The sequence below is a fragment of the Bradyrhizobium sp. WSM4872 genome (assembly GCF_055811715.1).
Genome location: NZ_JBVVPT010000008.1, coordinates 14,457 through 39,046, shown reverse-complemented (window position 1 = coordinate 39,046; position 24,590 = coordinate 14,457). Strand labels below are relative to the sequence as shown.

At 65.4% G+C, this 24,590-nt stretch carries 20 protein-coding genes and 1 other RNA gene; 4 read left to right on the top strand and 17 right to left on the bottom strand.

Annotated features, from left to right (window positions below):
* Window positions 1-89: 89 nt before the first annotated feature.
* The 9 genes from murG to rsmH form a co-directional block, all read right to left on the bottom strand.
* Window positions 90-1,190, bottom strand: a complete 1,101-nt coding sequence (murG, locus tag AC0L3C_RS13455) for an undecaprenyldiphospho-muramoylpentapeptide beta-N-acetylglucosaminyltransferase (protein WP_473279024.1) — start codon at window positions 1,188-1,190, stop codon at window positions 90-92.
* A gap of 183 nt (window positions 1,191-1,373) precedes the next feature.
* Entirely contained in the window at window positions 1,374-2,525 is a 1,152-nt protein-coding gene (ftsW, locus tag AC0L3C_RS13450; RefSeq protein ID WP_473250435.1) for a putative lipid II flippase FtsW, read from the bottom strand.
* Between the two features lie 87 nt (window positions 2,526-2,612).
* Window positions 2,613-4,013, bottom strand: coding sequence for a UDP-N-acetylmuramoyl-L-alanine--D-glutamate ligase (gene murD, locus AC0L3C_RS13445; RefSeq protein WP_473279023.1), 1,401 nt, complete (start codon window positions 4,011-4,013; stop codon window positions 2,613-2,615).
* A gap of 7 nt (window positions 4,014-4,020) precedes the next feature.
* On the bottom strand, window positions 4,021-5,124 hold the full coding sequence (gene mraY, locus AC0L3C_RS13440) for a phospho-N-acetylmuramoyl-pentapeptide-transferase (protein ID WP_007600847.1): 1,104 nt from the start codon (window positions 5,122-5,124) through the stop codon (window positions 4,021-4,023).
* Between the two features lie 164 nt (window positions 5,125-5,288).
* Window positions 5,289-6,668: a UDP-N-acetylmuramoyl-tripeptide--D-alanyl-D-alanine ligase gene (locus AC0L3C_RS13435; protein ID WP_473279022.1), complete on the bottom strand. Its 1,380-nt coding sequence runs from the start codon at window positions 6,666-6,668 to the stop codon at window positions 5,289-5,291.
* Entirely contained in the window at window positions 6,665-8,137 is a 1,473-nt protein-coding gene (locus AC0L3C_RS13430) for a UDP-N-acetylmuramoyl-L-alanyl-D-glutamate--2,6-diaminopimelate ligase (RefSeq protein WP_473262930.1), read from the bottom strand. Before AC0L3C_RS13430 ends, AC0L3C_RS13435 begins: the two co-directional genes overlap by 4 nt.
* Before the next feature lie 84 nt (window positions 8,138-8,221).
* Window positions 8,222-9,976, bottom strand: coding sequence for a peptidoglycan D,D-transpeptidase FtsI family protein (locus AC0L3C_RS13425; RefSeq protein ID WP_473279020.1), 1,755 nt, complete (start codon window positions 9,974-9,976; stop codon window positions 8,222-8,224).
* Entirely contained in the window at window positions 9,973-10,365 is a 393-nt protein-coding gene (ftsL, locus tag AC0L3C_RS13420) for a cell division protein FtsL (protein WP_027570696.1), read from the bottom strand. The genes AC0L3C_RS13425 and ftsL overlap by 4 nt, the downstream gene beginning before the upstream one ends.
* Window positions 10,366-10,368: 3 nt before the next feature.
* On the bottom strand, window positions 10,369-11,358 hold the full coding sequence (gene rsmH, locus AC0L3C_RS13415) for a 16S rRNA (cytosine(1402)-N(4))-methyltransferase RsmH (protein ID WP_473262932.1): 990 nt from the start codon (window positions 11,356-11,358) through the stop codon (window positions 10,369-10,371).
* A gap of 525 nt (window positions 11,359-11,883) precedes the next feature.
* Here rsmH and AC0L3C_RS13410 point away from each other — a divergent pair.
* Entirely contained in the window at window positions 11,884-12,666 is a 783-nt protein-coding gene (locus tag AC0L3C_RS13410; RefSeq protein ID WP_247358645.1) for an N-acetylmuramoyl-L-alanine amidase, read from the top strand.
* Window positions 12,667-12,785: 119 nt separating this feature from the next.
* On the opposite strand, the gene AC0L3C_RS13405 is transcribed toward AC0L3C_RS13410, so the two are convergent.
* Together AC0L3C_RS13405 and AC0L3C_RS13400 are read right to left on the bottom strand one after the other, a co-directional pair.
* Window positions 12,786-14,018, bottom strand: coding sequence for an RNA polymerase sigma factor (locus AC0L3C_RS13405; protein ID WP_473408200.1), 1,233 nt, complete (start codon window positions 14,016-14,018; stop codon window positions 12,786-12,788).
* A 22-nt stretch (window positions 14,019-14,040) separates the two neighbouring features.
* On the bottom strand, window positions 14,041-14,394 hold the full coding sequence (locus tag AC0L3C_RS13400) for a YciI family protein (RefSeq protein ID WP_473262934.1): 354 nt from the start codon (window positions 14,392-14,394) through the stop codon (window positions 14,041-14,043).
* A gap of 148 nt (window positions 14,395-14,542) precedes the next feature.
* Here AC0L3C_RS13400 and rnpB point away from each other — a divergent pair.
* An RNA gene (gene rnpB, locus AC0L3C_RS13395) (RNase P RNA component class A) lies at window positions 14,543-15,023 on the top strand.
* Between the two features lie 227 nt (window positions 15,024-15,250).
* Here the strand turns inward: rnpB and AC0L3C_RS13390 are convergent.
* Window positions 15,251-15,964, bottom strand: a complete 714-nt coding sequence (locus AC0L3C_RS13390) for an alpha/beta fold hydrolase (RefSeq protein WP_473279017.1) — start codon at window positions 15,962-15,964, stop codon at window positions 15,251-15,253.
* Window positions 15,965-16,036: 72 nt separating this feature from the next.
* Window positions 16,037-16,471, bottom strand: coding sequence for a DUF983 domain-containing protein (locus AC0L3C_RS13385; RefSeq protein ID WP_473262935.1), 435 nt, complete (start codon window positions 16,469-16,471; stop codon window positions 16,037-16,039).
* Window positions 16,472-16,550: 79 nt separating this feature from the next.
* On the opposite strand from AC0L3C_RS13385, the gene AC0L3C_RS13380 reads away from it, so the two are divergent.
* On the top strand, window positions 16,551-17,921 hold the full coding sequence (locus AC0L3C_RS13380; RefSeq protein WP_473408199.1) for an aminotransferase-like domain-containing protein: 1,371 nt from the start codon (window positions 16,551-16,553) through the stop codon (window positions 17,919-17,921).
* 7 nt (window positions 17,922-17,928) lie between these two features.
* On the opposite strand, the gene AC0L3C_RS13375 is transcribed toward AC0L3C_RS13380, so the two are convergent.
* Window positions 17,929-18,195, bottom strand: a complete 267-nt coding sequence (locus tag AC0L3C_RS13375; RefSeq protein WP_473262936.1) for a hypothetical protein — start codon at window positions 18,193-18,195, stop codon at window positions 17,929-17,931.
* Between the two features lie 230 nt (window positions 18,196-18,425).
* On the opposite strand from AC0L3C_RS13375, the gene AC0L3C_RS13370 reads away from it, so the two are divergent.
* Entirely contained in the window at window positions 18,426-19,169 is a 744-nt protein-coding gene (locus AC0L3C_RS13370) for a sulfite exporter TauE/SafE family protein (RefSeq protein WP_473279013.1), read from the top strand.
* A gap of 71 nt (window positions 19,170-19,240) precedes the next feature.
* On the opposite strand, the gene AC0L3C_RS13365 is transcribed toward AC0L3C_RS13370, so the two are convergent.
* The 3 genes from AC0L3C_RS13365 to AC0L3C_RS13355 form a co-directional block, all read right to left on the bottom strand.
* Complete coding sequence (locus AC0L3C_RS13365; protein WP_473408198.1) at window positions 19,241-20,647, bottom strand: MATE family efflux transporter; 1,407 nt, start codon at window positions 20,645-20,647, stop codon at window positions 19,241-19,243.
* Between the two features lie 55 nt (window positions 20,648-20,702).
* Window positions 20,703-22,502, bottom strand: a complete 1,800-nt coding sequence (locus AC0L3C_RS13360; RefSeq protein WP_473408197.1) for an ABC transporter ATP-binding protein — start codon at window positions 22,500-22,502, stop codon at window positions 20,703-20,705.
* A 484-nt stretch (window positions 22,503-22,986) separates the two neighbouring features.
* The gene (locus AC0L3C_RS13355; RefSeq protein WP_473408196.1) at window positions 22,987-24,573 is read right to left on the bottom strand and encodes a DHA2 family efflux MFS transporter permease subunit; all 1,587 of its coding nucleotides are present in this window, start codon (window positions 24,571-24,573) and stop codon (window positions 22,987-22,989) included.
* Window positions 24,574-24,590 lie beyond the last annotated feature (17 nt).

Here is a 24,590-nt window from a genome sequence, read left to right as displayed (position 1 = left end):
CACGAATCCTTACCACTTCTTGCAAGACGTGGATGGCCGGGACAAGCCCGGCCATGACGGCAAAAGTAGGAATTCTGGCTGATTTCGCGTCAGATTCCCGCGATTTTGGCCACCAGATCGGCCAGCCGCTCCGCTGCGTCGAGCCGGCCGGCGCCGCGGGCGGCCTGCGCCATGGCGGCAAGACGCGCGGGCTCGGCGGCGAAGGCGGAGATCTCGGCGGCGAGGCGATCGGAGGAAAACTCGGTTTGCGGAATGCGGATCGCACCGTCGACCTTGGCCAGCACGCCGGCATTGGCGAACTGGTCCTGGTCGATCGCGCCCGGGAGCGGCACCAGGATCGAGGGCCGCCCGATCGCAGCGAGTTCGGCCACGGTGCCGGCGCCTGAGCGCGACACCACCAGATGGTTAGAGGCGAGCCGTGCCGGCAGATCGGTGAAAAACGGCGCAAGCTCGGCCTTGATCTTCAGTCTGTCGTAGACCGCGCGCACGCGCGCCATGTCCTCGTCACGCACCTGCTGGGTGAGGATGAGCCGGCTCCACAGCGCGGGCTCGAGGCGTTCGATCGCGCCCGGCACGATATCGGCCATGATGCGCGCGCCCTGGCTGCCGCCGACGACGAGCAGGCGCAGCGGACCGTTCACTTCAGGCGCAGCATATGGCACGCCGGCTGCAGCGAGAATTGCGGGGCGCATCGGCGTGCCGACCGTCGTTGTCTTGCCCGATAGCGCCGGGTCGCGGTCGAGCACGCCAGGCAACGACGTCGCGATGGCACGGACGCGGCTCGACAGAAACCGGTTGGCGCGGCCGAGCACCGCATTGGCGTCATGGATGATGCCGGGCACGCCCGCGAATTTTGCGGCGACCAGCGGCGGCAGCGTCGGATAGCCGCCAAAGCCGACGACGGCAACCGGCTTCAATCGCTTGATCAGGCTGTAGGCGGACAGCGTGCCGGCCGCGAGCGTCAGGCCGGCATAGGCGAGCTGCAGCGGATTGCGGCCGCGCGCAGTCTCGCTCGAGACGACGTCGATCATGTCCTTGGTGAACAGGCCGCTGTAGCGCAGCGCGCGCTCGTCGGTGACGAGGCGGACGCGGAAGCCGCGCCGGATCAGCTCGACGCCGAGCGCCTCGGCCGGAAACAGATGGCCGCCGGTGCCACCCGCGGCGAGAAGAATCAGGGGGGAGGTGTCCATGGGGAGGAGTTTTACAGTGTCTCCCCCGTCATTGCGAGCCGCCCACACAATGCTCGTGCCCCGGGCGCAGTGCAACGCGCCGCCCTTCGCGGCGTGGTGCGCTGCTGAACCGGGGCCCATTGCTGCGACATTCTGGGACCCGGCTCTGCGCTCCGCTTCGCTGCGCTTGTCCGGGACACGCAATCACGCGTAACTGCGCATCGCCTCGGCGTGGCCGCTCGCCTCGACTTCGGTGCGCGGGCGCAGCCGCGTCAGCGCGAGCATCATGCCGACACCATACGCCAGCGACACGATCGAGGAGCCGCCATAGGAGATGAAGGGCAGCGTCATGCCCTTGGCCGGGATGAGCTGGAGATTGACCGACATGTTGATCGCAGCCTGCACGCCAAACAGGATCGCAAGACCCGAGGCCGCAAAGCGCGAGAACATGTCCTCATTGGCATAGGCGCGCGACAGCGTGCGGATGACGACGAAGGCAAACAGTGCCAGCATCGCGAGGCACAGGATGATGCCGAACTCTTCGGCGGCAACCGCGAACACGAAGTCGGTGTGGCTGTCCGGCAGGCTGCGCTTGGCAATGCCCTCGCCCGGTCCAAGCCCGAACCAGCCGCCATTGTAAAAGGCCTCCATGGCGGTATCGACCTGGAAGGTGTCGCCCGAAGCCGGATTCATGAAGCGCTTGATGCGGCCGGCGACGTGGGGAACAAAAAGATAGGCGCTGAACAGTCCGGCAGCGCCGAGGCCGGCGAGCCCGAACACCCAGATCATCCGCATGCCCGCGATGAAGAACAACGAGCCCCACACCATCAGGATCAGCATGGTCTGGCCGAAATCGGGCTCCATGACGAGAAGCGAGACCAGCATCAGGAGCAGCGCGAGCGCCATCGAGGTCGCCGGCATCTCCGGCCGCTTGGTGGACTCGGCAAACAGCCAGGCGGCGATGACGACGAACGACGGCTTTGCGATTTCGGAGGCCTGGATGTTGACGCCGATCAGCGTGATCCAGCGCCGCGAGCCCTTCACCTCGGGACCGATCGCGAGCGTCAACACGATCAGGATGATGCTGGCCGCGAAGATGATCAGCGCCGAGCGACGGATCGCCCGCGGCGACAGGAAGGACACCCCGAGCAGCACGATGCAGGACGGCAGCAGGAACAGCACGTGGCGGCTGAAGAAGTGGAAGGGATCGAGCCCGATGCGGGTCGCAACCGGCGGGCTCGCCGCCAGCGACAGGATCACGCCCGTCAGCATCAGCGCCAGGATGGCACCCATCAGCGGCTTGTCGACGGTCCACCACCACTCGGAAAAGGGGGTGCGTTCTTCACGGGAGAGCATGGCGGCCGCTTTCGGACAGAGGTCGGTCCATTGGTCGCCGAGGTTGGTTACCGCAGGGTTAAGGAAACGCGGATGATTGGAATTGCCTCACACCACCGGCTTCACGCCCGGCAGCGCCTGCACCAGCTCGCGGAACCTGGTGCCGCGGATTTCGAAATTGCGGTACTGGTCGAAGGAGGCGCAGGCGGGTGACAGCAGGACGACCGCATCAGTGATGCCTGACGCCTCCGCATCACGTGCGGCTTGCTCCACCGCGACGTCGAGGGTCTGGCTGATCTCGTGCGGCACCTGCGTGCCGAGCGTGCCGGAAAACTCCTGCGCGGCCTCGCCGATCAGATAGGCTTTTCGGATGCGCGGGAAGTAGCCGGTGAGGCCGGTGATGCCGCCGGCCTTCGGCTTGCCGCCGGCGATCCAGAAGATGTCCGAAAAGGACGACAGTGCGTGCGCGGTGGCGTCCGCATTGGTGCCTTTTGAGTCGTTGACGAACAGCACGTTGCCCCGGCGGCCGACCTGCTCCATGCGATGCGCAAGGCCTGGAAAGCTGCGCAGGCCGTTCTGCAAGACATCGAGGCCAATGCCCATCGCGAGCGCGGCGGCGGCGGCGCACGCCGCGTTCTGTGCATTGTGCAGACCGCGCAGAGAACCGATGCCGCCGAGCGCCGCGATTTCACTGCGCGCGCCGCCCGAATTGCGCACGATATTGCCATGCTCGACATGGATGCCGCTGGCCAGCGGATTCCTGACCGAGATGCGCACCACATTTTTGCCGGCACGGTCGAGCCGGTCGGCGATGTCGCGACAAAAACCGTCGTCGACGCCGACGATCGCGGTGCCGCCGGCCTGCACACCGGCCACGAGGCGTTCCTTCACCGCGGCGTAGTGCGCGATGGTGCCGTGACGATCGATGTGGTCCTCGCTGACATTGAGCAGAATGCCGACGGAGGGATCGAGCGAGGGCGTGAGGTCGATCTGATAGGACGACATCTCGATGACGTGGACGCGGCCCATGCCCGGCGGCTCCAGCGACAAGATCGCGGTGCCGATATTTCCGCCCATCTGGGTGTCGTAGCCGGCGACCTTGGTCAGGTGCGCGATCAACGCCGTCGTGGTCGATTTGCCATTGGTGCCGGTGATGGCGACAAACGGCGCATCCGGCGCGTGCCGACGCCGTTCGCGGCAGAACAGCTCGATGTCGCCGATCACCTCGATAGCGGCCTCGCGCGCCTTCAGCACGCTCCAATGTGGCACCGGGTGGGTCAGGGGCACGCCGGGCGCGAGCACCAGCGCGGCGAAATTTGCCCAGGAGACGTTGCGCAAGTCAGCCGTGATGAAGCCCGCTTGCGCGGCCTTGGCGACGTTCTCGGCGCTGTCGTCGGCGGCGATCACCTCGGCGCCGCCGGCCTTCAGCGCGTGGCAAGACGTGAGCCCCGAGCCGCCGAGGCCGAACACCGCGACCGTCTTGCCGGCAAAGGACGTGACGGGGATCATCGAGTGCTCACCGCAGCTTCAGCGTGGACAGGCCGGCGAGCGCCAGCATCACCGAGATGATCCAGAACCGGATCACGATCTGCGGCTCGGTCCAGCCGAGCTGCTCGAAATGGTGATGGATCGGCGCCATCCGGAAGATGCGTTTTCCCGTCATCTTGAACGACACCACCTGCACGATGACGGAGACCGCCTCCAGCACGAACAGACCGCCGATCACCGCGAGCACGATCTCGTGCTTCACCGCGACCGCGATCGCACCCAGCATGCCGCCGAGCGCGAGCGAGCCGGTGTCGCCCATGAAGATCGAGGCCGGCGGCGCGTTGAACCAGAGGAAGCCGAGGCCCGCGCCCAGCAGGGCGCCGCAGAGCACGGCCAGCTCGCCGGTGCCGGCGACATATTTGATCTGGAGATAATCGGCGAACACCGCGTTGCCGGCGAGATAGGCGATCATCGCAAAGCTCGCGGTCGCGATCATCACGGGCACGATGGCGAGGCCGTCGAGACCATCGGTGAGGTTCACCGCGTTGCCGGCGCCGACGATGACGAAGGCGCCGAACACGACGAAGAACCAGCCGAAATGCAGCACGGTGTCCTTCAGGAAAGGAATCGTGAGCGCCGTCGACGCGGGATCGCGGTTCAGCCGCACCAGCGCGTAGCAGGCAACCAGCGCGATGGCCGCCTCGATCAGCAGGCGGAGCTTGCTGCCGAAGCCGGTCGTGGTCTGCTTGGTCACCTTGAGATAATCGTCGTAGAAGCCGACGAAGCCGAAGCCGAGCGTCACCGCCAGCACGATCCAGACGTAAGGATTGAGCGGATTGGCCCACAGCACCGTGCCGACCGTGAGGCCGGACAGGATCATCAGCCCGCCCATGGTGGGCGTGCCTTTCTTGGCGAGATGCGATTGCGGACCATCGGCCCGGATCGGCTGGCCCTTGCCTTGTCGGATGCGCAGATGGTCGATGATCCAGGGCCCGAACAGGAACACGAACAGCGCGCCGGTGACGACGGCGCCGCCGGTGCGGAAGGTGATGTAACGGAAGACGTTCAGGAAGGTGCGAACGGCACCGAAGCCCGGAAATGTGTTGGAGAGCTCGATCAGCCAGTAAAACATTCAGACGGTCCTATGGCGCCTTTGCACGCGCCTTGATCTTGGCCTTGTCAACCTGCCTCACGCGCATTCGCTGGTCTTCATCCTGGGGTCGGGCGACCTCTAAAGAAAACGAACGGCTTCGCGCCGGAAAGGGTGGGATTCGGGAACAGCGCCTTCCAAGCAGTTTACGCCCTTGCCTGCAAGGCGGCCACTAGGCCCGGCACAAACTTGTTGACCCAGAACATCTTCTTGCTGCCCTTGACAACCACGACATCGCCTGCCCTCAGCAGATTTGCGACCTCGCCCGGCTTCAGCGTCACGGGGTCGTCGTGCCAGCCGAGACCCTTGCCGGTTGGAAGCACCTCGAACAGGTGACGCATCAGGGGCCCGACGCAATAGACGCCGTCGATGCCGTCGAGATGCCTGGCGAGTTCGGTGTGATAGGCCGGCGCGCCATCACCCAGCTCCAGCATGTCGCCGAGTACCGCAATGCGGCGGCCGCCGGTCGTGTTGCGCGCCTGCAGGCTTTGCAGCGCGGCGGCCACGCTGGCCGGATTGCCGTTGAAGCTGTCGTCGATCACGGTGACGCCGCCGACCGCCTGCTCGACGCCGCGGCCGGTCATGATGCCGACGCGGTCGAGCTTGATCGCAAGCGTTGCCGCATCGAGGTTCGCCGCACGGATCGATGCGAGCGCGGCGAGCGCATTCTGGACGCGGTGCGGCGCGCCCGGCGTCAGGCTGAACGCGATCTCCTTCTTGCCAAGCGCGGCCACGACCTGCCAGCTGTCGCCATGCGGCGCGTGCGCGACCTCGTGCACCTCGGCTTTGTCGCCGAAGCGTATGATCTTGCCCTTCCAGTCCGGCGCCTTGATCCCGGCGGGCAGCACCAGCACGCCTTCCGAAGGCAGGCCGAGTGCAATCGACACTTTCTCGCGGCGGATGGCTTCGAGCGAGCCAAGCTTCTCCAGATGCACCGGCTGGACGTTGACGACCAGCGCGACCGTCGGCCGCGTCAGTTCGCTGAGCCGCGCGATCTCGCCGGCCTGGTTCATGCCCATCTCGACGACCCAGAGACTGGCATCGGGCCGCGCATTGCACAGCGTCAGCGGCACGCCCCAGAAATTGTTGAAGCTCGACGGGCTGGCATAGGCATTGGGGTAGGCCGCGAGGAATTCCTTGGTGCTGGTCTTTCCCGCGCTGCCGGTGAGCCCGATCACCGGTCCGTTGAAGCGCGCACGTGCCGCGCGCGCAAGGCCCCAGAGGCCGTCCATCAGCGTGTCCTTGACGACGATCTGGGGAACGCGGATGCCCGCGATCTCGTGCGGCACGATCATCGCGACCGCGCCTGAGGCTTCCGCCTTGTCCGCGAACTCCCAGCCGTCGCGCGCGCTGGCGAAGGCCGAGATGAAGCCGCCGCTCGGCGTGCCGCTCAGCGCGACGAACAGGCTGCCCGGCTTCACCAGCCGGCTGTCCTGGGTGACGAGATCGATCGGCGTGTCCGGGAACGATCCGGCGGCGCCCAGCGCGCGCGCCACTTCGGCCACTGTCCATATGGGCGCGCTCATACAATCCTCGACGCTAATGCGGCGGCGACCGCCTCGTGATCACTGAAGGGCAACACCTCTCCGCCGACGATCTGCCCGGTCTCGTGGCCCTTGCCCGCGATGAGCAGCGCATCGCCATCTTCCAATTCCGCGATCGCGGTGCGGATCGCCGCGGCCCGGTCGCCGATTTCGCGGGCGCCCTTGGCGGCGGCGAGGATTTCGGCGCGGATCGATTCCGGCTTCTCACTGCGTGGATTGTCGTCGGTGATGATGATGCCGTCGGCGTTTTCGGCCGCGATCTCGCCCATGATCGGACGCTTGCCGGCATCGCGGTCGCCGCCGGCGCCGAACACCACGACCAGCCTGCGCCTGGCGTAGGGACGCAGCGCCTGCAGCGCCTTCGCCAGCGCATCGGGCTTGTGCGCGTAATCGACGAAGATCGGCGCACCGTTGCGTTCGCCAACGCGCTCCAACCGGCCCTTGGCGCCTTCGAGACCTTCGAGGCTCGCGAATACGTTTGCGGCGTCGCTGCCGGTGCCGATGGCGAGGCCGGCCGACACCAGCGCATTCTCGATCTGGAATTCGCCGACCAGCGGCAGCCGGATCGTATGCCGCTTGCCGCGATGCTCGAGCGCGAGCACTTGCGAAAATCCTTCGACCTCCGCACCGGCGAGACGAATGCCCTCGCCGGCCCCGTCGCCGTTGCGACCGACCGCCATCACGCGCAAGCTGCGCGACTTTGCCGCGTCGATTGCCTCCGCCGAGCAATCATGATCGGCGGAGATCACGGCAGCGCCTCCCGGCGGGACAAGTTCGCGGAACAGCCTGAGCTTGGCCCCGAGGTAATGCGCGACGGACGGATGGTAATCCATGTGGTCGCGCGAGAGATTGGTGAAGCCGCCGGCGGACACGCGCACGCCGTCGAGGCGATGCTGATCGAGCCCGTGCGAGGAAGCCTCGAAGGCGAGATGCGTGACGCCCTCGCGCGCGATCTCGTCGAGCTGCCGATGCAGTGCGATCGGATCGGGCGTCGTCAGGGAGCCGTAGACGGTGCGCTTGGGCGAGACCAGGCCGATGGTTCCGATGCTAGCGGAGGCGTGCCCGAGCCGCTCCCATATCTGCCGGGTGAATGCCGCCACCGAGGTCTTGCCGCTGGTGCCGGTCACCGCCGCGATGGTCGCAGGCTGCGCGGGGTAGAATTTTGCCGCGGCCAGCGCCAGCGCGCGGCGCGGATTGGCGACTGTGATGAACGGCACCTTGCAGCCATCAGGCGCATGGTCGCCGAGAACCGCCACCGCGCCGGCGGCAATCGCCGCATCGATGAAGCGCGCACCGTCGGTCTTGCTGCCCGCAAGTGCGAAAAAGAGATGACCCGGCTTGACCGCGCGGCTGTCGAGGGCAACGCCGGTTACGTCGAGCGCCGCGACCGCGGGCTCGATTGCGGCGTCGTTGCCCTGAACGTCCTGATCGAGGAGGTCGCGCAGCTTCATGGTCTTCCAGTCGACATGCCGGACCGGATCGCCGAATCTGCCGGGAAATCCCGACTCAGCAGCGGCAACGGCCCACCCGGTTGATTACTGGGTTGTCCTGGATGCTGCAAGAATAAGGCGCTCGGACGGCGGCAGGTCAAACCGCGGCTCGACACCCAGAAGCGGCGCGATCCGCTCGATCACCTTGCCGCCGGTCGGCACCGCGTTCCAACCCGAGGTGATGAAACCCTTCGTCTCGGGAATCGCCTGGGGCTCGTCCAGCATGATCAGGATCTGATATTTCGGATCGTCGCAGGGCATGATCGCGGTGAAGGAGTTGAGCACCCGCTTCTTGGCATAGCGGCCGTTGATGACTTTCTCGGACGTGCCGGTCTTGCCGCCGACATAGTAACCCTTGACGTCGGCGGTCTTGGCGGTGCCGATTTCGGCATTGAGCCGCATCAGGAACCGCATCTTGTCGCTGGTCTCCGTCTTGATGACGCGCTTGGCCATCGCCGCCGCTTCGGATTCGGTGCGCTTCATGAAGGTCGGCGGAATCAAATAGCCGCCGTTCACCAGCGCGTTGATGCCCATCACAGCCTGCAGCGGCGCCACCGACATGCCTTGGCCGAACGCGATGGTCACCGTGTTCAGTTCGCCCCAGCGGCGCGGTATCAGCGGAGCCGCGCTTTCCGGCAGTTCAGTGCGCAGCCGCGTCAACTGGCCCATCTTGGCGAGGAATGCCTTGTGCGCCTCGACGCCCTGGCTGAGCGCGATCCGCGCCGCGCCGATGTTGGACGAATAGGTGAACACTTCTTTGGTGTTGATGAAGCGTCCAAGCGCGTGGCTGTCGTGAATGGTGAACTTGCCGTAGTGCAGGTTTCCCCGTGCATCCCACATCGAGTTCAAATTGATCTTGCCGGAATCCAGTGCCATCGCCAGCGTGAACGCCTTGAAGGTCGAGCCCATCTCGTAGACGCCGGTGGTCAGGCGATTGATGCGGTCGGGGTCGTGCGCTTCCTTCGGATTGTTGGGATCGAAGTCCGGAAGCGAGACCATCGCCACGATCTCGCCGGTCTTGACGTTGGAGACGATCCCGGAGGCGGCCTTGGCGTGGTATTTCTCCTTGGCCTTCAAGAGCTCGTCACGCAGGGCGTGCTCGACGCGCAGATCGACCGAGAGCTCGATCGGCTTTTGCAGCCGGTCGGTGGCAAAGCCCGCGCGGTGGAGATCGGCGAGCCCCTGATTGTCGAGCCACTTCTCCATGCCGGCGATGCCCTGGTTGTCGATGTTGACGAGACCGATGAGGTGGGCGACCTCGTTGCCGGTCGGATAGACGCGCTTGTTCTCGCGCAGGAAGCCGATGCCGGGAATGCCGAGCTTGTGGATGTCCTGCTGCTGCTTCGCCGTAATCTCGCGCTTGAGCCAGACGAAGCCCTTGCGCGTCTTCAGGCGCTCGCGCACCTCGGCCTCGTCGAGGTCGGGCACGGTGGCGGTCAGAAGTTCGATTGCCTCGTCCTTGTCGATGATGCGGCGCGGCTCGCCGAACAGGCTCGACGCCTTGACGTCGGTCGCGAGGATCGCGCCGTTTCGATCGACGATGTCGGGCCGCGCGGTCGCGACCACCTCCTGCGCCGCGGCGCGGCGCGCACCGTGGGCGTCGGCGCCGATCGCGAACATCACGAGCCGGCCGCCGATCAAGGCGTAGACCGCGCCGAAGGCCAGCATCGCCAGGCCGACGCGCGCCCGCGCCTTGGCCGCGCGATCGACGTTGCGCCCATAAAGCAGGCTGCGGATCAGCCGTTGCCGCCAAGGCTCGGTCGGCTTTTCTGCCGGTTTGGCCGGGGTCACAGCACTCATGGCTTGTCCTCGGGCTGAGGCACGGAGCCCGTCACATTATCGGGATCGCTCGCGGCTTCGATGGTGTTGAGCATGGCCCCGATCGGATCCGGCTCGCCCGGCCTGAACATCCGCGGCGGACGCTCGGGCAAATTCTTCAGTGAATCATATTGCGTGCCGTTGACCGGCTTGAGCTGCAGATGCCGGTCGGACAGGCCTTGCAGGCGCAGGGGCGCATCGAGCTTGGCCCATTCGGAGCGCAGCGCCGCGATTGCATCGCGCTGCTCGCGGATCTCCGCATGCAGCCGCAGCACCTTTTCGGTCCGCGCCGTGGAGTCCATCTTGATCCGGTAGACATGGGCCGCCGCGAAGATCAGCGCGCCGATGACGAGGAGGTGGATGAAGCGCATGCGCTAGCCACCTCTCATGACGTCGGAGAGTTTTGGCCAGTTCGATTGCTCGCGATCGTCATGTGCAGGCGCCGAGGTGCGCTCGGCGGCGCGCAGTTTTGCAGAGCGCGCGCGCGGGTTATGGCCGACTTCGTCCTCGCCTGCGATCACCGGCCGCCGCGTCAGGAGCTGGAAGCTCGGCACCGCCTGCGACATTTCCGGCAGATGGCGCGAGCCGCCACCCGTCTTGCTGCGCTCGGCGAGGAAATTCTTGACGATGCGGTCTTCCAGCGAATGGAAGGAGACGACCACGAGGCGACCACCGGGCTTGAGCACAAGCTCGGCAGCGATGAGTGCGTTCTGGAGTTCCTCGAGCTCTTCGTTGACGAAGATGCGCAGGGCCTGGAACGTCCGCGTCGCCGGATGAATATCGCCGGGCTTGGAACGAACCACCCTGCCGACGAGATCGGCTAGCGCGCGCGTGGTCGTGAACGGCGTCTCCTGACGGTCCGCGACGACGGCGCGGGCGATGCGGCGCGACTGCCGCTCTTCGCCGAGGAGATAGATGATGTCGGCGAGATCGCCTTCCGACGCGCGCGCCACGACATCGGCCGCAGTCGGGCCTGCCTGCCCCATCCGCATGTCGAGCGGACCATCGAGGCGGAACGAGAAGCCGCGGCCGGCCTGGTCGAGCTGCATCGAGGACACGCCGACGTCCATCACGACGCCGTCGACGCCATCGACGCCTTGAGCCGCGCAGATTTCGGCGAGGTTGGAGAAACGATCTTCAACGAGGGTCAGCCTGCCCGCGGAGCGGGCGACCAGCTCGGCGCCACCCTCGATCGCAGTACGGTCGCGATCAATGGCAATCACCCGGGTTCCCGGCACGTCGAGAATCGCACGGCTGTAGCCACCGGCACCAAAGGTCGCGTCGATATAGAGGCCGCCCTCGCGTGGGGCGAGGTGGTCGATGGCCTCACGGCCAAGAACGGGGATATGCGGAGCCGAGCTCATGCGCCAAGCCTGCCGATCGCCCCGCCGGACTCCCAAATGAGATCGGGGACGAACAAGCTCATAACGCCTCGAATGATTCCGCGTCGCGGCGGTTCCACGACCCAATCCCCGTCCAGCATGGTTACCGAGCCCGGTCGCCCCGGGCCACCAACCCAGTATTCCCCTTGGAACTTGTCGGGCAGCCATGGGATTTCGAGCCAAAATACGCTTTGGCCGCCTCCGGACGCGGGTCGGCTCTTCATCTCTCAGTAACGGCCCTTAGCGTTAAGAAAGCGTTGATCGGCTCGCGACAAGTCGAAAAGCTGACGCGGCGGTGATGCTTCATCCACACACATGCGCCAAAATGCATCCGTTAACCGCGTCGCGCGATTGCGCACGGTCGAGGGTAAAGGAATAGTAAAGAGAAGGGCTTGGCCCACACACTCTCTCTATCTCGAGCTGTCTATGTCGTCCGGTTCGTCCACGCCGTCTGGATCTGATTCGAAGCGTCAACGTGTTCTCCCGGTTCCCAAGGCCGCCGCGAGCATGCGGACGTTCGAGCCGGACTCCTCGATCGTCTCCGACATCATCCCCTCACCGAACCACGGCGACCGCAACAAGGGCCGGCAGCCCGACATGATCGTGCTGCACTACACCGGCATGCCCGACGTCGAAGGTGCGCTGGCGCGGCTCTGCTCCGCGGGCACCGAGGTGTCGGCACATTATGTCGTGCTGGAAGACGGCCGCATCGTGCAATGCGTGCCGGAGGCCAGGCGTGCCTGGCATGCCGGCGTGTCCGCCTGGGCCGGCGAGGACGATATCAACTCCTGCTCGATCGGCATCGAGATCGTCAATCGCGGCCACGACTGGGGCTATCCGGAGTTTCCGCTGCGCCAGATCGCCGCCGTGATCGCGCTGTGCCGCGGCATCATGCTCCGCCGCAAGGTGCCCGCGCACCGGGTGCTCGGCCATTCCGACGTGGCGCCGGCGCGCAAGAAAGATCCCGGCGAAAAATTTCCGTGGCATTCGCTGGCGAATTCCGGTGTCGGCCACTGGGTCACGCCGGCGCCGGTGGTGCGCGGCGAGAGCCTGATGCTCGGCACCATCAGCGACGAAGTGCTGAGCCTGCAGCAGGCGCTCGCCAGATACGGCTACGGCGTTCCCCTCACCGGAAAATACGACGCCGCGACCATGGAAGTCGTGACCGCTTTCCAGCGCCATTTCCGCCCGGCGCGACTGGATGGAGTCGCGGATCACTCGACGCTGTCGACCTTGCAGGCGCTGTTGGGGAGTCTCCCTCAGGAGGCAACGACCGTCGCGACGAAGTGACGGCGACTGCCACCCCCGTCATTGCGAGCGAAGCGAAGCAATCCAGACTGCCTCCGCGGAAGCAGTCTGGATTGCTTCGTCGCAAGTGCTCCTCGCAATGACGGAGTATGAGGAACTAGCTACTCCATCTCCCTCATCCTTCGCGCGTACAGCCGGCGCAGCGGCTCCAACTGCGTCGCCTCCGTCGCCGAGCGATAGGCCTCGCGCGCCTCCTCGTTCCGGCCGAGCCGCCGCAACAAATCCGCCCGCACCGCTGGCAGCAGCTCGTAACCATGAAGCCCGCCGCGCGCCGTGATCGCATCCACGAGATCGAGCGCACGTGCGGGACCATCGACCATCGACATTGCCGCTGCGTGATTCAGCTCGATCACCGGCGACGGGTTGATGCGCAATAGCACCTCGTAGAGTCCGGCGATCTGCGGCCAGTCCGTCTGCTCATAGCTCGGCGCGCGCGCATGCAGCGCAGCGATCGCGGCCTGCACCGCGTAGGGCTGCGGCCGGCCGGGCACGCGCAGTGCGTCGTCCACCAGACGCAGCCCCTCCTCGATCTGCGCATGCTCCCACCGCGAACGATCCTGCTCTTCCAGCAGCACGATGTCGCCGGCGGCGGTCTGGCGCCCTGCGCGGCGCGCATCGTGCAGCAGCATCAGCGCCAGCAGGCCCTTGATCCCCGCGCGATCGGGTACCAGCCGGTCGAGCAAGCGGCCAAGCCGGATCGCCTCGGCCGCAAGATCGGGCCGCATCAAATCCGCACCCGACGTCGCCACATAGCCTTCGGTGAAGACCAGATAGATCACGGCAAGCACACCATCGAGCCGCGGCACCAGTGTGTCGCGCTCGGGAACCTCATAGGGAATGCCGGCGAGCCTGATCTTCTGCTTGGCGCGGACCAGACGCTGCGCCATCGCCTCCTCGCTGACCAGGAAGGCGCGCGCGACTTGCGCCGTGGAGAGCCCGCAGACGGTGCGCAACGTCAGCGCGACCTGGACTTCGGGCGCAAATGCAGGATGGCAGCAGGTGAAGATCAGCCGCAGCATGTCGTCGTCGAGCATGGCCGGCGGCTCGTTGGGCGCTTGCGCGTTCAGCTCGAGCTCGTGCACGAGCGCCTGCTCCTTGCCGCGGAAGACGGCCTGGCGCCTGATACGGTCGATCGCCTTGTGCCTGGCGACATTGACCAGCCAGGCACGCGGATTGTCGGGGACCTCGCACGCCGGCCAACGCGCCAGTGCCACCGCAAACGCGTCCTGGAGCGCGTCCTCGGCGAGATCGAAATCGCCGACGAGGCGGATCAGCGTGGCCAGCGCCCGCCCCGCCTCGTCGCGGAAGATCTTGTCGATCTCGGACAGTGTCATGTGACGGTGTGCGGCTGCGCCATCACTTGTCGTAGACCCAGATCGGCCGCACCTCGATCGAGCCGATGCGCGCCGACGGAATCCGCGCCGCGATCTCGATCGCAGTGTCGAGATCCTTGGCCTCCACGAGGTAATAGCCGCCGAGCTGCTCGCGCGTTTCGGCGAACGGGCCGTCGGTCGTCAGGGTCTTGCCATCGCGCACGCGAACCGTCGTCGCGGTCGTGGTCGGCTGCAAACGGTCGCCGGCCTTGAAATTGCCGCTCTGGATGATGTCTTGCGTGAAGGTCTGATATTCCGCCGTCATCTGTTGGCCGGCAGCCGGACGCATATTCGCGTACTCGGCTTCGTTCTGGTAGATCATCAGCAAATACTGCATCGCTCAACTCCTGTTGCACTTGGGATCACCGACAACCAGTCGAACGGGCCACGCTTCCAACGACATCTTCAGGATAAATTATTTCGTGCGAACCGTGCATGGCGTTATCAGCTTGCGGAACCGACACAAATGCTTCATGCGTAAGCCGTCAGTCGGCCGGACGGCCGCTCCGGCAAGTGCCGAAAGGCCGCCGGGGAGGAAAGTCCGGGCTCCCTTGACATACGGTGCCGGATAACGTCCGGCGGGGGCGACCCCAGGGAAAGTGCCACAGAGAACGAACCGCCCGCCTTCGCCCCTTCGGGGCTTCGGCGAGGCAGGCCCGCAAGGCTTGCCACGTCGTAGCAGCGTCAGCTGCGTAGACGGGTAAGGGTGAAAAGGTGCGGTAAGAGCGCACCGCGGCTCCGGCAACGGAGCCGGCATGGTAAACCCCACCGGGAGCAAAACCGAATAGGGACGGCGTAGCGGGCTGTTCGCGAAAGCGATAACGCCGCGGGGCGATGTCAGGCCCGCCGTCCGGGTAGGTTGCTCGAGGCCATGTGCAAACATGGTCCCAGAGGAATGGCCGTCACGTATCGTTCGCGCAAGCGGACGGTGCCTTACAGAACCCGGCTTACAGGCCGGCTGATATCCTAAAGCGTTTTCGAGCGAAGTGGGCTTTCCGGTTCGCGTGAAGAAAACGCGTCTTACCAAGAAGTGACGAGGGGTTCGATGCTGACCGCATCGAGCCCCTCACCATTTGGGCTCTCGTCATTCCGGGGCTCGCGAAGCGAGAACCCGGAATCCATCAAGCCACAAAGTTTCTGGAGAAATGGATTCCGGGCTCGTGCTGCGCACGGCCCGGAATGACCACTGTGAGTTATCCGACGATCTCCTCCAACACACCCATCAACGCCTCCGGCGCCGTCACGTTCGGCGCATGGCTCGCATCGAGCTCGAAAGTGCGCCAGCCATCTTCGCTTTTGGTGCGCCTGGCGAACTGCCCGAACACGTCGCCCGGCGGAATGCGCGTGCAATAGATGTAGCTGCGCGGCATCGCCGGCTCGCCATGTTCGAGCTTCAGCTTCGTCTCGAAACATTTGATCGGCATGTTGATCCGGCGCGCGTTGAGCCAGTCGAGATCGGCCTGCGGCGTATCCGGCGGCGGCGGGTTCGGCGGGATGCGGTAGCCGTCGCCTGAGCTTGCAGCCTTGCGCATCGGCTCGCGCCCGCCCTCATTGAGATCGAACAGCGACTGGCCGTCACGCGGCACGAAGGCGTCGAGATAGATCAATTGCGTCACCCGCTCGCGCGCGCGATCGGCGACGCCGGTGGCGACCATGCCGCCATAGCTGTGGCCGAGGAGCACGATGTCCTCGAGATCCTCGAACCTGATGACGTTGAAAATGTCCTGGATGTGCGTGTCGAGATCGATCGCGGGACTGGCCAGATGCGCGCGCTCGCCGAGCCCGGTATAGGTCGGCGCAATCAGGCGGTGGCCGGCCTGCGCCATCAGCGGATGCATCTTCTTCCAGGCCCACCCGCCGGACCACGCGCCGTGACAAAGCAGGAAGGTTTTTGAGCGTGCGGCCATCGGCGTTTCCGTCGTTCTTGTTTGTACGATGGAGTGTAGCGGGCGACCGCGCGATGTAAACGCTATGGCTCCTTAAGCCGCGCGCGCGTTCACCTTCACGAGGGCGGGTGCAGGCCGACCAGCTTCGCGCCGCAGCTTGCCCGGCTCAAAACCGTGCATGCCGATCTGCCATTGCAGCCCGACGATGGCACCCTTGGTCGGCTGCAGCAGCGCGAGCGAAGCGAACAAGGTCACCGGCAGCCACACCGCCAGTTGCAGCCAGACGGCCGGCGCATAGGCGGTTTCGACGGCAAGGATTGCCGGCACCACGAGATGACCGACGACGACCATCACGAGATAGGCCGGAAAATCGTCGGCGCGCTGGTGGAACAGCTCCTCGCCGCAATGGTCGCAGGTATCCGCCACCTTCAGGAAACGGCCGAATGCATGCCCTTCGCCGCAGTTCGGGCATTTGCCCAAGAAACCGCGCCACATTGCCTTTGCCAGAGAGACTGAACCCGTCGCCATGACCCCACCTCTTCCTTTTCACCGATCCATACAATACTATCTTGCATCCATACATTCAAAGGATATGGGCGCTAATTGCATGGATTGGACCCCTACAATCTCAGAGCTGAGCGGGCCGCGCTATCAGCGCATCGTCGAGGCCATGGAGGCCGATATCGCCGCCGGCCGGCTGGTCCGCGGCCAACAATTGCCGACGCAGCGGGCGCTGGCAAAGGCGCTCGGCATCGACCTCACCACGGTGACGCGCGCCTACACCGAGGCGCGGCGCCGCGGCATCATGGAAGCCCGGGTCGGCCAGGGCTCGTTCGTGTCGGAGACCAGCGCGCGCCGCGCGGTCGATCTGCCGCATCCCGTCGCGATCGACCTCTCGATGAACGTGCCGCCGCAGCCACTCGAAGCGCAGCTCGACGAGCGCATCATCGCCGGGATGGAAGCCATCCGCGCGCAATCGGGCCTGACGGCGCATCTCAACTACCAGCCGCCCGGCGGCAGCGCACACGAGCGCGAGGTCGCGGCGCGCTGGATGCGCGCACGCGTGCCGCATGCGCACGCCGACAGGCTCGTGATCTTTCCCGGCGCGCAGACGATCCTGTTCAACCTGCTCGCCCATCTCGCACGCCCCGGCGACGTGATCCTCACGGAGGCCCTCACCTTTCCCGGAATCAAGGCCGCCGCCGCGCGCCTCGGCGTCAAGCTCGTCGGCGTCGCCATGGACGACGGCGGCATCCTGCCCGGCGCGCTGGCAAAGGCTTGCCGCACGCATAAGCCGAAAGCCGTCTATCTCATTCCGACGCTGCACAATCCGACCACCGCGACGCTTGCCCCCGAGCGCCGCAGCGCCATCGCGAAGATCATCAACGATGCCAATACGATTCTGATCGAGGACGACGCCTACGGGCTGCTCGATCGCTCGGCATCGCCGATCGCCAATCTCATTCAGGAACGGACATATCTCGCGACCACGCTGTCAAAATGCATCGCGCCCGCGCTGCGGGTTGCCTATCTGGTGACGCCCGACAGCAGCTCGCAGCGGGAGATGCGCAGCTCTTTGCAGGCGACCGTGCAGATGCCGGCGCCGCTGATGGTCGCGCTGGTGACGCATTGGATTGAGACCGGCATCGCCGACCGCATCATCACCGGCATCAGGAGCGAGGCGATCGGCCGGCAGCAGCTTGCGCAACGGGCGCTCAAAGGCTTTGAGTTCCAGGCCAAGCCCGCAGCTCATCATCTATGGCTGCGGCTGCCGGAGGGCCGACCCGACCTAGCGGCGCATCTCCTGCGGAATGGACTCGCACTCGTCGCCGGCGAGGCCTTCACCGTGGACGGACCACCGCCACATGCAGCACGCGTCTCGCTTGGCGCGGCGCGCAACAGGGCGGAATTGACGGAAGCGCTGCGCATCCTCGTGAGCGCGCTGCACAGGCCCGCCGACACCCGGCAGATCGTCTAGCAAATAGCTATCGATGCTGACGGCGATGCCGCGAGCGCACGACTGGCGCGACAGCCGATGGATAAGCTTGCGATGCATAGGCATCAGCAGGCGTTCCCTGCTGGCCGCGGGCCCCGCGCGCGGCGGGCGTGAGCTGGCCGCCATTCAGAACGTCGCGGTCCGGATGGGCGGCCTGATAGGCCGCGGGCTCGGAAAACTGAGCCTGCGCCATTGTCGGCATCAAGGCCGCCGCCGAGACCAGCGCGGCTGCCACGGCAATCTTCGTGCGGGTCATCGTCCTTCTCCATATGTTCAGTCGGGAGACTGGCCGATCGAACCGCATGATGGCGTCGAGCGGACCCCAGTTTAAAGTACGAGCATCATGTAGGCCTGTCTTTCGCGAACGCCCGCCATTGGGGATCACGCTTGCGTGCGGTTTTGAAATTGACCTGCACGGCCGCAGCTGTGCTATGCGAGCGATGGCGATCAACAGTTCGGGATCGCCCAGGCGACAGGGACAATCTGTTGGAAATGCTCACCTACGCGCTGCTGCTGCTCGGCGCACTCGCCGGGGGCTTCGTCTCTGGCCTTGCCGGCTTCGGCACGGCGCTGATGGCACTCGGCATCTGGCTCTACGTGCTGCCGCCCTCGCTCGCGGTGCCGCTGGTGCTGATCTGCTCGGTGATCGCGCAGAGCTCGACGCTGCCGTCGATGTGGAAGAGTTTTGATCTCTCGCTGGTCTGGCCGTTCCTGATTGGAGGACTGATCGGCGTGCCGCTGGGCACCATGCTGGTCGCCTCTGCCGATCCAAAAGTGTTCAAGCTGAGCGTCGGCGTGCTGCTGCTGATCTTCTCGACCGCGCTGTACCTCAACAAGAAGCCGCTCGCCATCACCTTCGGCGGCCGCATTGCCGACGGCGCGATCGGCTTCGCCGGCGGCATTCTTGGTGGCCTTGCCGGATTGTCGGGGCCGCTGCCGATCCTGTGGGCCAACATCCGCGGCTGGAACAAGCACGAGCGGCGCGGCATCTTCCAGCTCTTCAATTTCACCGTGCTCGCCACCGCTTTGGTGTTGCAGACCGCCTCGGGCCTCGTCGCGTTCAAGGTGGTGTGGCTCGCGGTGGTCGCATTTCCGGGCACGCTGATCGGCGCATGGGCCGGCGCGCGCGTCTATCACGCGCTGAGCGACAAGCATTTCGGCGATGTCGTGCTCGGTCTGTTGTTCCTGTCGGGCCTCGGCCTCGTCTGGAACAGTTTGGGCACGCACTAACTCCGTGTTTTCTTCACGGTGAGCGCCACGCCGCCGGCAACCCCGACCCCAAGCACGCAGATAAGCGATCGCTACGCGGGCGCGCGTACAGGAGACGCCACGGGCTCGGGCGCAGCCTGCTCCGGGGATTCCTCGTCCCGGAGCACCACAAGGCGCTTTCCGAACTCGCGGCGCAACAGCCACACGCTCAGGGCAGCCTGCAGCGTGGTCGTGGCGATCGACAAATACCAGACATGCTCCATCCGAAAGCCCGGCCACGTCGAGATCCAGATCGACGGCAGGGAATAGGTGAGGACCCGCGTTGCCGAGGTCAACAATACCGGCTTGGTATTGCCGAGCCCCTGAAACAGGCTTGAGCAAGTGAAGATCAGTCCCTGCGCCACCATGTTGAGCGAGACGATACGCAGAAAAAGCGACGCAACCGCCATCGTCTCCTGATCCTTCGAGAAGCCGGTAAGCAACAGACCAGGCACGAGCTGCGCCGGGATCAGGAAAACAATCATCACGGCGGTCGCGACAAGCGCCGCCTTGACAAAGGTCTCCCTCACGCGCGCTCCATTGCCGGCGCCGAAGTTCTGGCCGGCGATCGGCCCTGCCGCAAGGGCGATAGCGAGCGCCGGCATCTGCATCAGACCGAGGAGACGCGTCCCGATGCCAAATCCGGCCTGTGCCGCCGAGCCGAAAACGCTCAGCACGTAATAGCCCACGGCCATGATGATGAAGACCATCGCGAACTCGCCGCCTGCAGGCAGGCCGACATTGAGGATCCTCTTCCACTGTCGAAGCTGCGGCCGCCATTGCGCGGGATCAAGGGCGACATAGCGTTCCAGTTTCAGGAAATACACCAGCAGCATGAGCACACCGATGAAGACGGCAATCGAGCTTGCGAGGCCCGCTCCGGCAACACCGAGCGCGTGCCCGGTGCCCCACCCCGAGATCAGGACCGGCGCCAGCGCGATGTTGATGGCCACTGCAAGCGCTTGAACCACCATGCTCGGTCGCACGATGCCCGTTGCCCGCAACGCAGATGCCATGACTTGCGACGCAAACTGCAGCGCCAAAGCCGGCATGAACCAGAGCAGATAAATCGCGCCGGCTTCGACCGTGGCCTCATCGGCTGCGATCGTGCGCATATATGGGCGCGATAATGCGAAGCCTGCGACCAGGGTCAGGAGCCCGAACAGCACCGATAGAACGACCGATTGGTTGAAGACGAGGTTGGCGTCGCCCCGGTCCTTGCGCCCCACGGCGTGCGCCATCAGCGCCACCGTGCCGACGCCGAGCACCTGCATCAGTGCATTGACGAGAAAGCCGGCATTGCCGGCCGCGGCGACGCCCGCGATCGCCGCATCGCCCAGTCCCGACACGAAATACAGGTCGACGAGCTGGCAGATCATGATCGTGATCATGCCAACCACGATCGGGGGCGCCATGCTCAGGATGTGGCCCACGATGGAGCCGCGTGTCAGGTCCTTCATGTCATCCATCCTCTGGCGGCGCGACGGCGGACTTTCGTCCCGTCGGCCGCGCCGCTCATTCCGCCGCTGCGATCTGTCCGAGCTCCACCACCTGGCGCTCGAAAAGGCCGCGATAGATGCCGCCGGGCTTGGCCGCGAGCCTGGCATGCGTGCCTTGCTCGACGATCTCGCCGTGGTCGAACACCAGGATGCGATCGAGGCTGCGCACCGTCGACAGCCGGTGCGCGATCACAATCGAGGTACGACCTCGCATCAGCCGCTCCATCGCCTGCTGGATCAGCGCCTCGGATTCCGAATCGAGGCTCGAGGTCGCTTCGTCCAGGATCAGCACCGGCGCATCGGCCAGGAAGGCGCGCGCCAGCGCCACCCGCTGCCGCTCGCCGCCGGAGAGCTTGACGCCGCGCTCGCCGACCAGCGTGCCGTAGCCCTTGGGCAGCCGCACGATGAAGTCGTGCGCGTTGGCCAGCCGTGCCGCCTGCTCGATCGCCTCCAGGCCGGCGCCGGGCCGTCCATAGGCGATGTTCTCGGCGAGCGAGCGGTGGAACAGGATCGGGTCCTGCTGCACGATCGCGATCTGACTGCGCAGCGAATGCTGCGTGGCCTTGGCGATGTCTTGCCCATCGATCAGAACGCGGCCGCCGGTCACGTCGTAGAGCCGCTGCACCAGCTTGACGAAGGTGGTCTTGCCGGAGCCGGAGCGGCCGACGAGACCGACGCGTTCGCCGGCGCGGATCGTGACCGACAGTCCGTCATAGAGCGGCACGGGATGGCCGCCATAGTGGAACGTGACGTCGTCGAACACGAGTTCGCCGCGCTCGATCGCGATCGGCCGCGCGTCCGTCGCATCCGCAATCCCGATCGGCTCGTCGTGAATCGCCACCAGCTCCTCCATGTCGTTGACCGAGCGCTGAAGATTGTTGATGTGCATTCCGACGTCGCGCAAATAGGCATGGATGACGTAGTAGCTCGTCAGCACATAGGTGACATCGCCGGGCGAGGCCCGCCCCGACATCCACAGCAGCACGGCGCCGCCGATCACGGAGGCGCGCAGGGCCAGCAGCACCGAGAGCTGCGCCAGATTGGTGTAGTTGTAGCGCAGCCAGGTCCGCCGCACGCGCACGCGCCAACGGTTGACGACACGGGCAAGCCGCGCATCCTCGCGCGCTTCCGCGCCGAAGGATTTCACCACCGCGTTGCAGGTCAGCGCATCCGCCAGCGTGCCGCCGACCTTGGTGTCCCAGGCATTGGAGACGCGCGCGGCCGGCGCGATGTAGCGCGTCGAGAACAGCACCGTCATCGTGACATAGGCCAGCGCGCCCAGCGCGATCACCGCGCCGAGTGAGGCCCAGTGCACGCCGAGCAGGATCATCGACCCGATCAGCACCAGCAGCGACGGCGCCAGCGCCATCAAGATCGTGTCGTTCAACAGGTCGAGCGCCCACATGCCGCGGGTGACCTTGCGCACCGTGGATCCCGCGAAGGAGTTGGCGTGCCAGTCGGTCGAGAAGCGTTGCACGCGCATGAAGGCTTCCTGCGCGACCTCGGACATGATCTTCAGCGAGAACGGCACGATGGCCTGGAGGCCGGTCAGCCGCAGCACCATGGAGGCAGCGCCCAACGCCACGATACCGCCCAGGGCCATCAGCGCCGCGTGACGCGCGGCGGGATCGGATGGGCCGCGCGTCAGGGCGTCGACCAGATGTCCGGAGAAGACCGGCATGAACAGGTCGGCGATGGTTGCGCCCAACAAGCCGCCGGCCACGACGAGGGTACGCCCCGGCTGCTTCAGCCAGTGCCGGAACACGAAGGGCAGCACCACGCGTATCGCCGCGGGCCTTTTTGACAGAGCGGTCATGGCATCATCCGGCCGCTTATGGCGCGGGCCGGCTCCATTGATGGACGCAGGCCAGCCGCGAGGGCCGAGACGGCGTCACCTGAAATTGGCTTTACTTGGGGAGCGGAGCGATCGGGACTGGAAGCCCAATCGAAGCTGGCGGAAGAGGCCTCTAGGAGGCCGAGCAGATACCGAGCCAGAACATCATCGAGCGCGGGCGTGCGATCTGCGAATGCGACGAAATCATGCAAATCCTCCCGGTTCGATTGAATGAGGTGCGCTTTATAGATGTGTCATTGGTGATTTGCAACGGGGCTCGCGCGAGATCACGCACGAGTGTTGCAAATTGGTGCGCCTCACCGCGCACTCCGCCGTCATGCCCCGGCTTGACCGGGGCATCCAGTACGCCGCGGCTTCTATGGCGGGAGCGAGCTTTCCAACCAAGGCCTCTGGAATACTGGATCGCCCGGTCAAGCCGGGCGATGACACCGAATGAGTGGCTGGCTCAATGCGCGTCGCCGCTGGCGCCGAACGGCGAGGCTGGCTTCTTCAACAGCGTGACGAGCAGGGTGAGGCCAAGATAGAACAGCGTCAGGATGAAGAAAGCATCACCGAAGCCCATCACCACGGCCTGGCGATGCACGATCTGGCTGAGCTGCTTCATCGCCATCAGGGTGGAATCGCCGAGCCCCTGGAACTTCTGCATGAACATGGTCAGGGTTTCGGTCGCGGTCGCGTTGCCCCAGGTCACGCGCTCCTGCAGGCGCGTGATGTGCAGGTCCGTGCGGTCGTTGAGCACGGTGTTGATGACGGCAAGCCCCACCGCGCCGCCGAGATTGCGCATCAGGTTGAAGAGTCCCGAGGCGTTCTTCACCCGGTCGGGCGCGAGCGTGCCCAGCGCGATGTTGTTGGTCGGCACCATCGCGAACATCATGCCGATGCCGCGCAGGATCTGCGGAATCAGCAGCTCGTAGAAATCGTAATCGCGCGTGATCCAGGTCATCTGGTAGGAGCCGAGCGCGAACACGACGAGCCCGAACGCGATCATGTAGCGCATGTCGTACTTCGCCATGAGACGCCCGACCACCGGCGCGACCAGGAACATGGTGATGCCCGAGACGAACATGGTCTCGCCGATCATCAGCGCGCTATAGCCGCGCACTTCGGCGAGGTAGCGCGGATAGATGTAGGTCAGGCCGTAGAGGCCGATGCCGATGCAGAACTGAAGGACGCAGCCGATCGCGAAATTGCGGTTGGAAAAGGTGCGCAAATTGACGATCGGCTCGGCCGCGGTGAAGACGCGCCAGAAGAAGGCGATCGCCGAGATGCCGCAGATCCAGGCGCAGATCGCGACCGAGGGGTCCTGCATCCATTCATATTGCGGCCCTTCCTCCAGCACGTATTCGAGCGTGCCGAGGAAGCCGGCCATGAACAGCAGCCCCCACCAGTCGAAACGATCGAGCAATTCGAAATGCGGCTCGTCGAAATCGACCAGCGCCAGCACGCCGATGGTGATGCCGATGCCGGGCACGATGTTGATGAAGAACAGCCAGTTCCAGGACATCAGGTCAGTGATGTAGCCGCCGACGGTCGGCCCGATGGTCGGGGCCAACGTCGCGACGAGCCCGATGATGGGACCGACGATGTGGAATTTGGTGCGCGGGAAAACGGTGTAGGCCGAGGCGAACACCGTCGGGATCATGCCGGCGCCAAGAAAGCCTTGCAGCGCGCGCCAGAGGATCATCTCCTCGATGGTGGTGGCGAAGCCGCAGAGCAGGCTCGATGCGGTAAAGCCGGCCGCCGAGATTGCGAACAACAGCCGCGTGCCAAAGGCGCGCGACAAGAATCCCGACAGCGGAATCGCGATCACTTCGGCAATCAGATAGGCGGTCTGGACCCAGGAGACTTCACTGGAGCTTGCCGACAGGCCGGCCTGGATTTCACTCAGGGATGCCGAGACGATCTGGATGTCCAGGATCGACATGAACATCCCGAACACCATGATAATGAAAGCGAACAGCCGCTTCGGCGCGATGCGCTCCGAAGCGGGATCCGCCATCATGGCAGGTGAAGCGGTCGTGGCGTTCGCCATGGTCTGACCTCGCGGCG

Excerpts from the sequence above, each read along its gene's own strand:
- murG (WP_473279024.1), bottom strand. The coding sequence starts at position 1,190 with ATGGACACCTCCCCCCTGATTCTTCTCGCCGCGGGTGGCACCGGCGGC.
- ftsW (WP_473250435.1), bottom strand. The coding sequence starts at position 2,525 with ATGCTCTCCCGTGAAGAACGCACCCCCTTTTCCGAGTGGTGGTGGACC.
- murD (WP_473279023.1), bottom strand. The coding sequence starts at position 4,013 with ATGATCCCCGTCACGTCCTTTGCCGGCAAGACGGTCGCGGTGTTCGGC.
- mraY (WP_007600847.1), bottom strand. The coding sequence starts at position 5,124 with ATGTTTTACTGGCTGATCGAGCTCTCCAACACATTTCCGGGCTTCGGT.
- AC0L3C_RS13435 (WP_473279022.1), bottom strand. The coding sequence starts at position 6,668 with ATGAGCGCGCCCATATGGACAGTGGCCGAAGTGGCGCGCGCGCTGGGC.
- AC0L3C_RS13430 (WP_473262930.1), bottom strand. The coding sequence starts at position 8,137 with ATGAAGCTGCGCGACCTCCTCGATCAGGACGTTCAGGGCAACGACGCC.
- AC0L3C_RS13425 (WP_473279020.1), bottom strand. The coding sequence starts at position 9,976 with ATGAGTGCTGTGACCCCGGCCAAACCGGCAGAAAAGCCGACCGAGCCT.
- ftsL (WP_027570696.1), bottom strand. The coding sequence starts at position 10,365 with ATGCGCTTCATCCACCTCCTCGTCATCGGCGCGCTGATCTTCGCGGCG.
- rsmH (WP_473262932.1), bottom strand. The coding sequence starts at position 11,358 with ATGAGCTCGGCTCCGCATATCCCCGTTCTTGGCCGTGAGGCCATCGAC.
- AC0L3C_RS13410 (WP_247358645.1), top strand. The coding sequence starts at position 11,884 with ATGCGGACGTTCGAGCCGGACTCCTCGATCGTCTCCGACATCATCCCC.
- AC0L3C_RS13405 (WP_473408200.1), bottom strand. The coding sequence starts at position 14,018 with ATGACACTGTCCGAGATCGACAAGATCTTCCGCGACGAGGCGGGGCGG.
- AC0L3C_RS13400 (WP_473262934.1), bottom strand. The coding sequence starts at position 14,394 with ATGCAGTATTTGCTGATGATCTACCAGAACGAAGCCGAGTACGCGAAT.
- AC0L3C_RS13390 (WP_473279017.1), bottom strand. The coding sequence starts at position 15,964 with ATGGCCGCACGCTCAAAAACCTTCCTGCTTTGTCACGGCGCGTGGTCC.
- AC0L3C_RS13385 (WP_473262935.1), bottom strand. The coding sequence starts at position 16,471 with ATGGCGACGGGTTCAGTCTCTCTGGCAAAGGCAATGTGGCGCGGTTTC.
- AC0L3C_RS13380 (WP_473408199.1), top strand. The coding sequence starts at position 16,551 with ATGGATTGGACCCCTACAATCTCAGAGCTGAGCGGGCCGCGCTATCAG.
- AC0L3C_RS13375 (WP_473262936.1), bottom strand. The coding sequence starts at position 18,195 with ATGACCCGCACGAAGATTGCCGTGGCAGCCGCGCTGGTCTCGGCGGCG.
- AC0L3C_RS13365 (WP_473408198.1), bottom strand. The coding sequence starts at position 20,647 with ATGAAGGACCTGACACGCGGCTCCATCGTGGGCCACATCCTGAGCATG.
- AC0L3C_RS13360 (WP_473408197.1), bottom strand. The coding sequence starts at position 22,502 with ATGACCGCTCTGTCAAAAAGGCCCGCGGCGATACGCGTGGTGCTGCCC.
- AC0L3C_RS13355 (WP_473408196.1), bottom strand. The coding sequence starts at position 24,573 with ATGGCGAACGCCACGACCGCTTCACCTGCCATGATGGCGGATCCCGCT.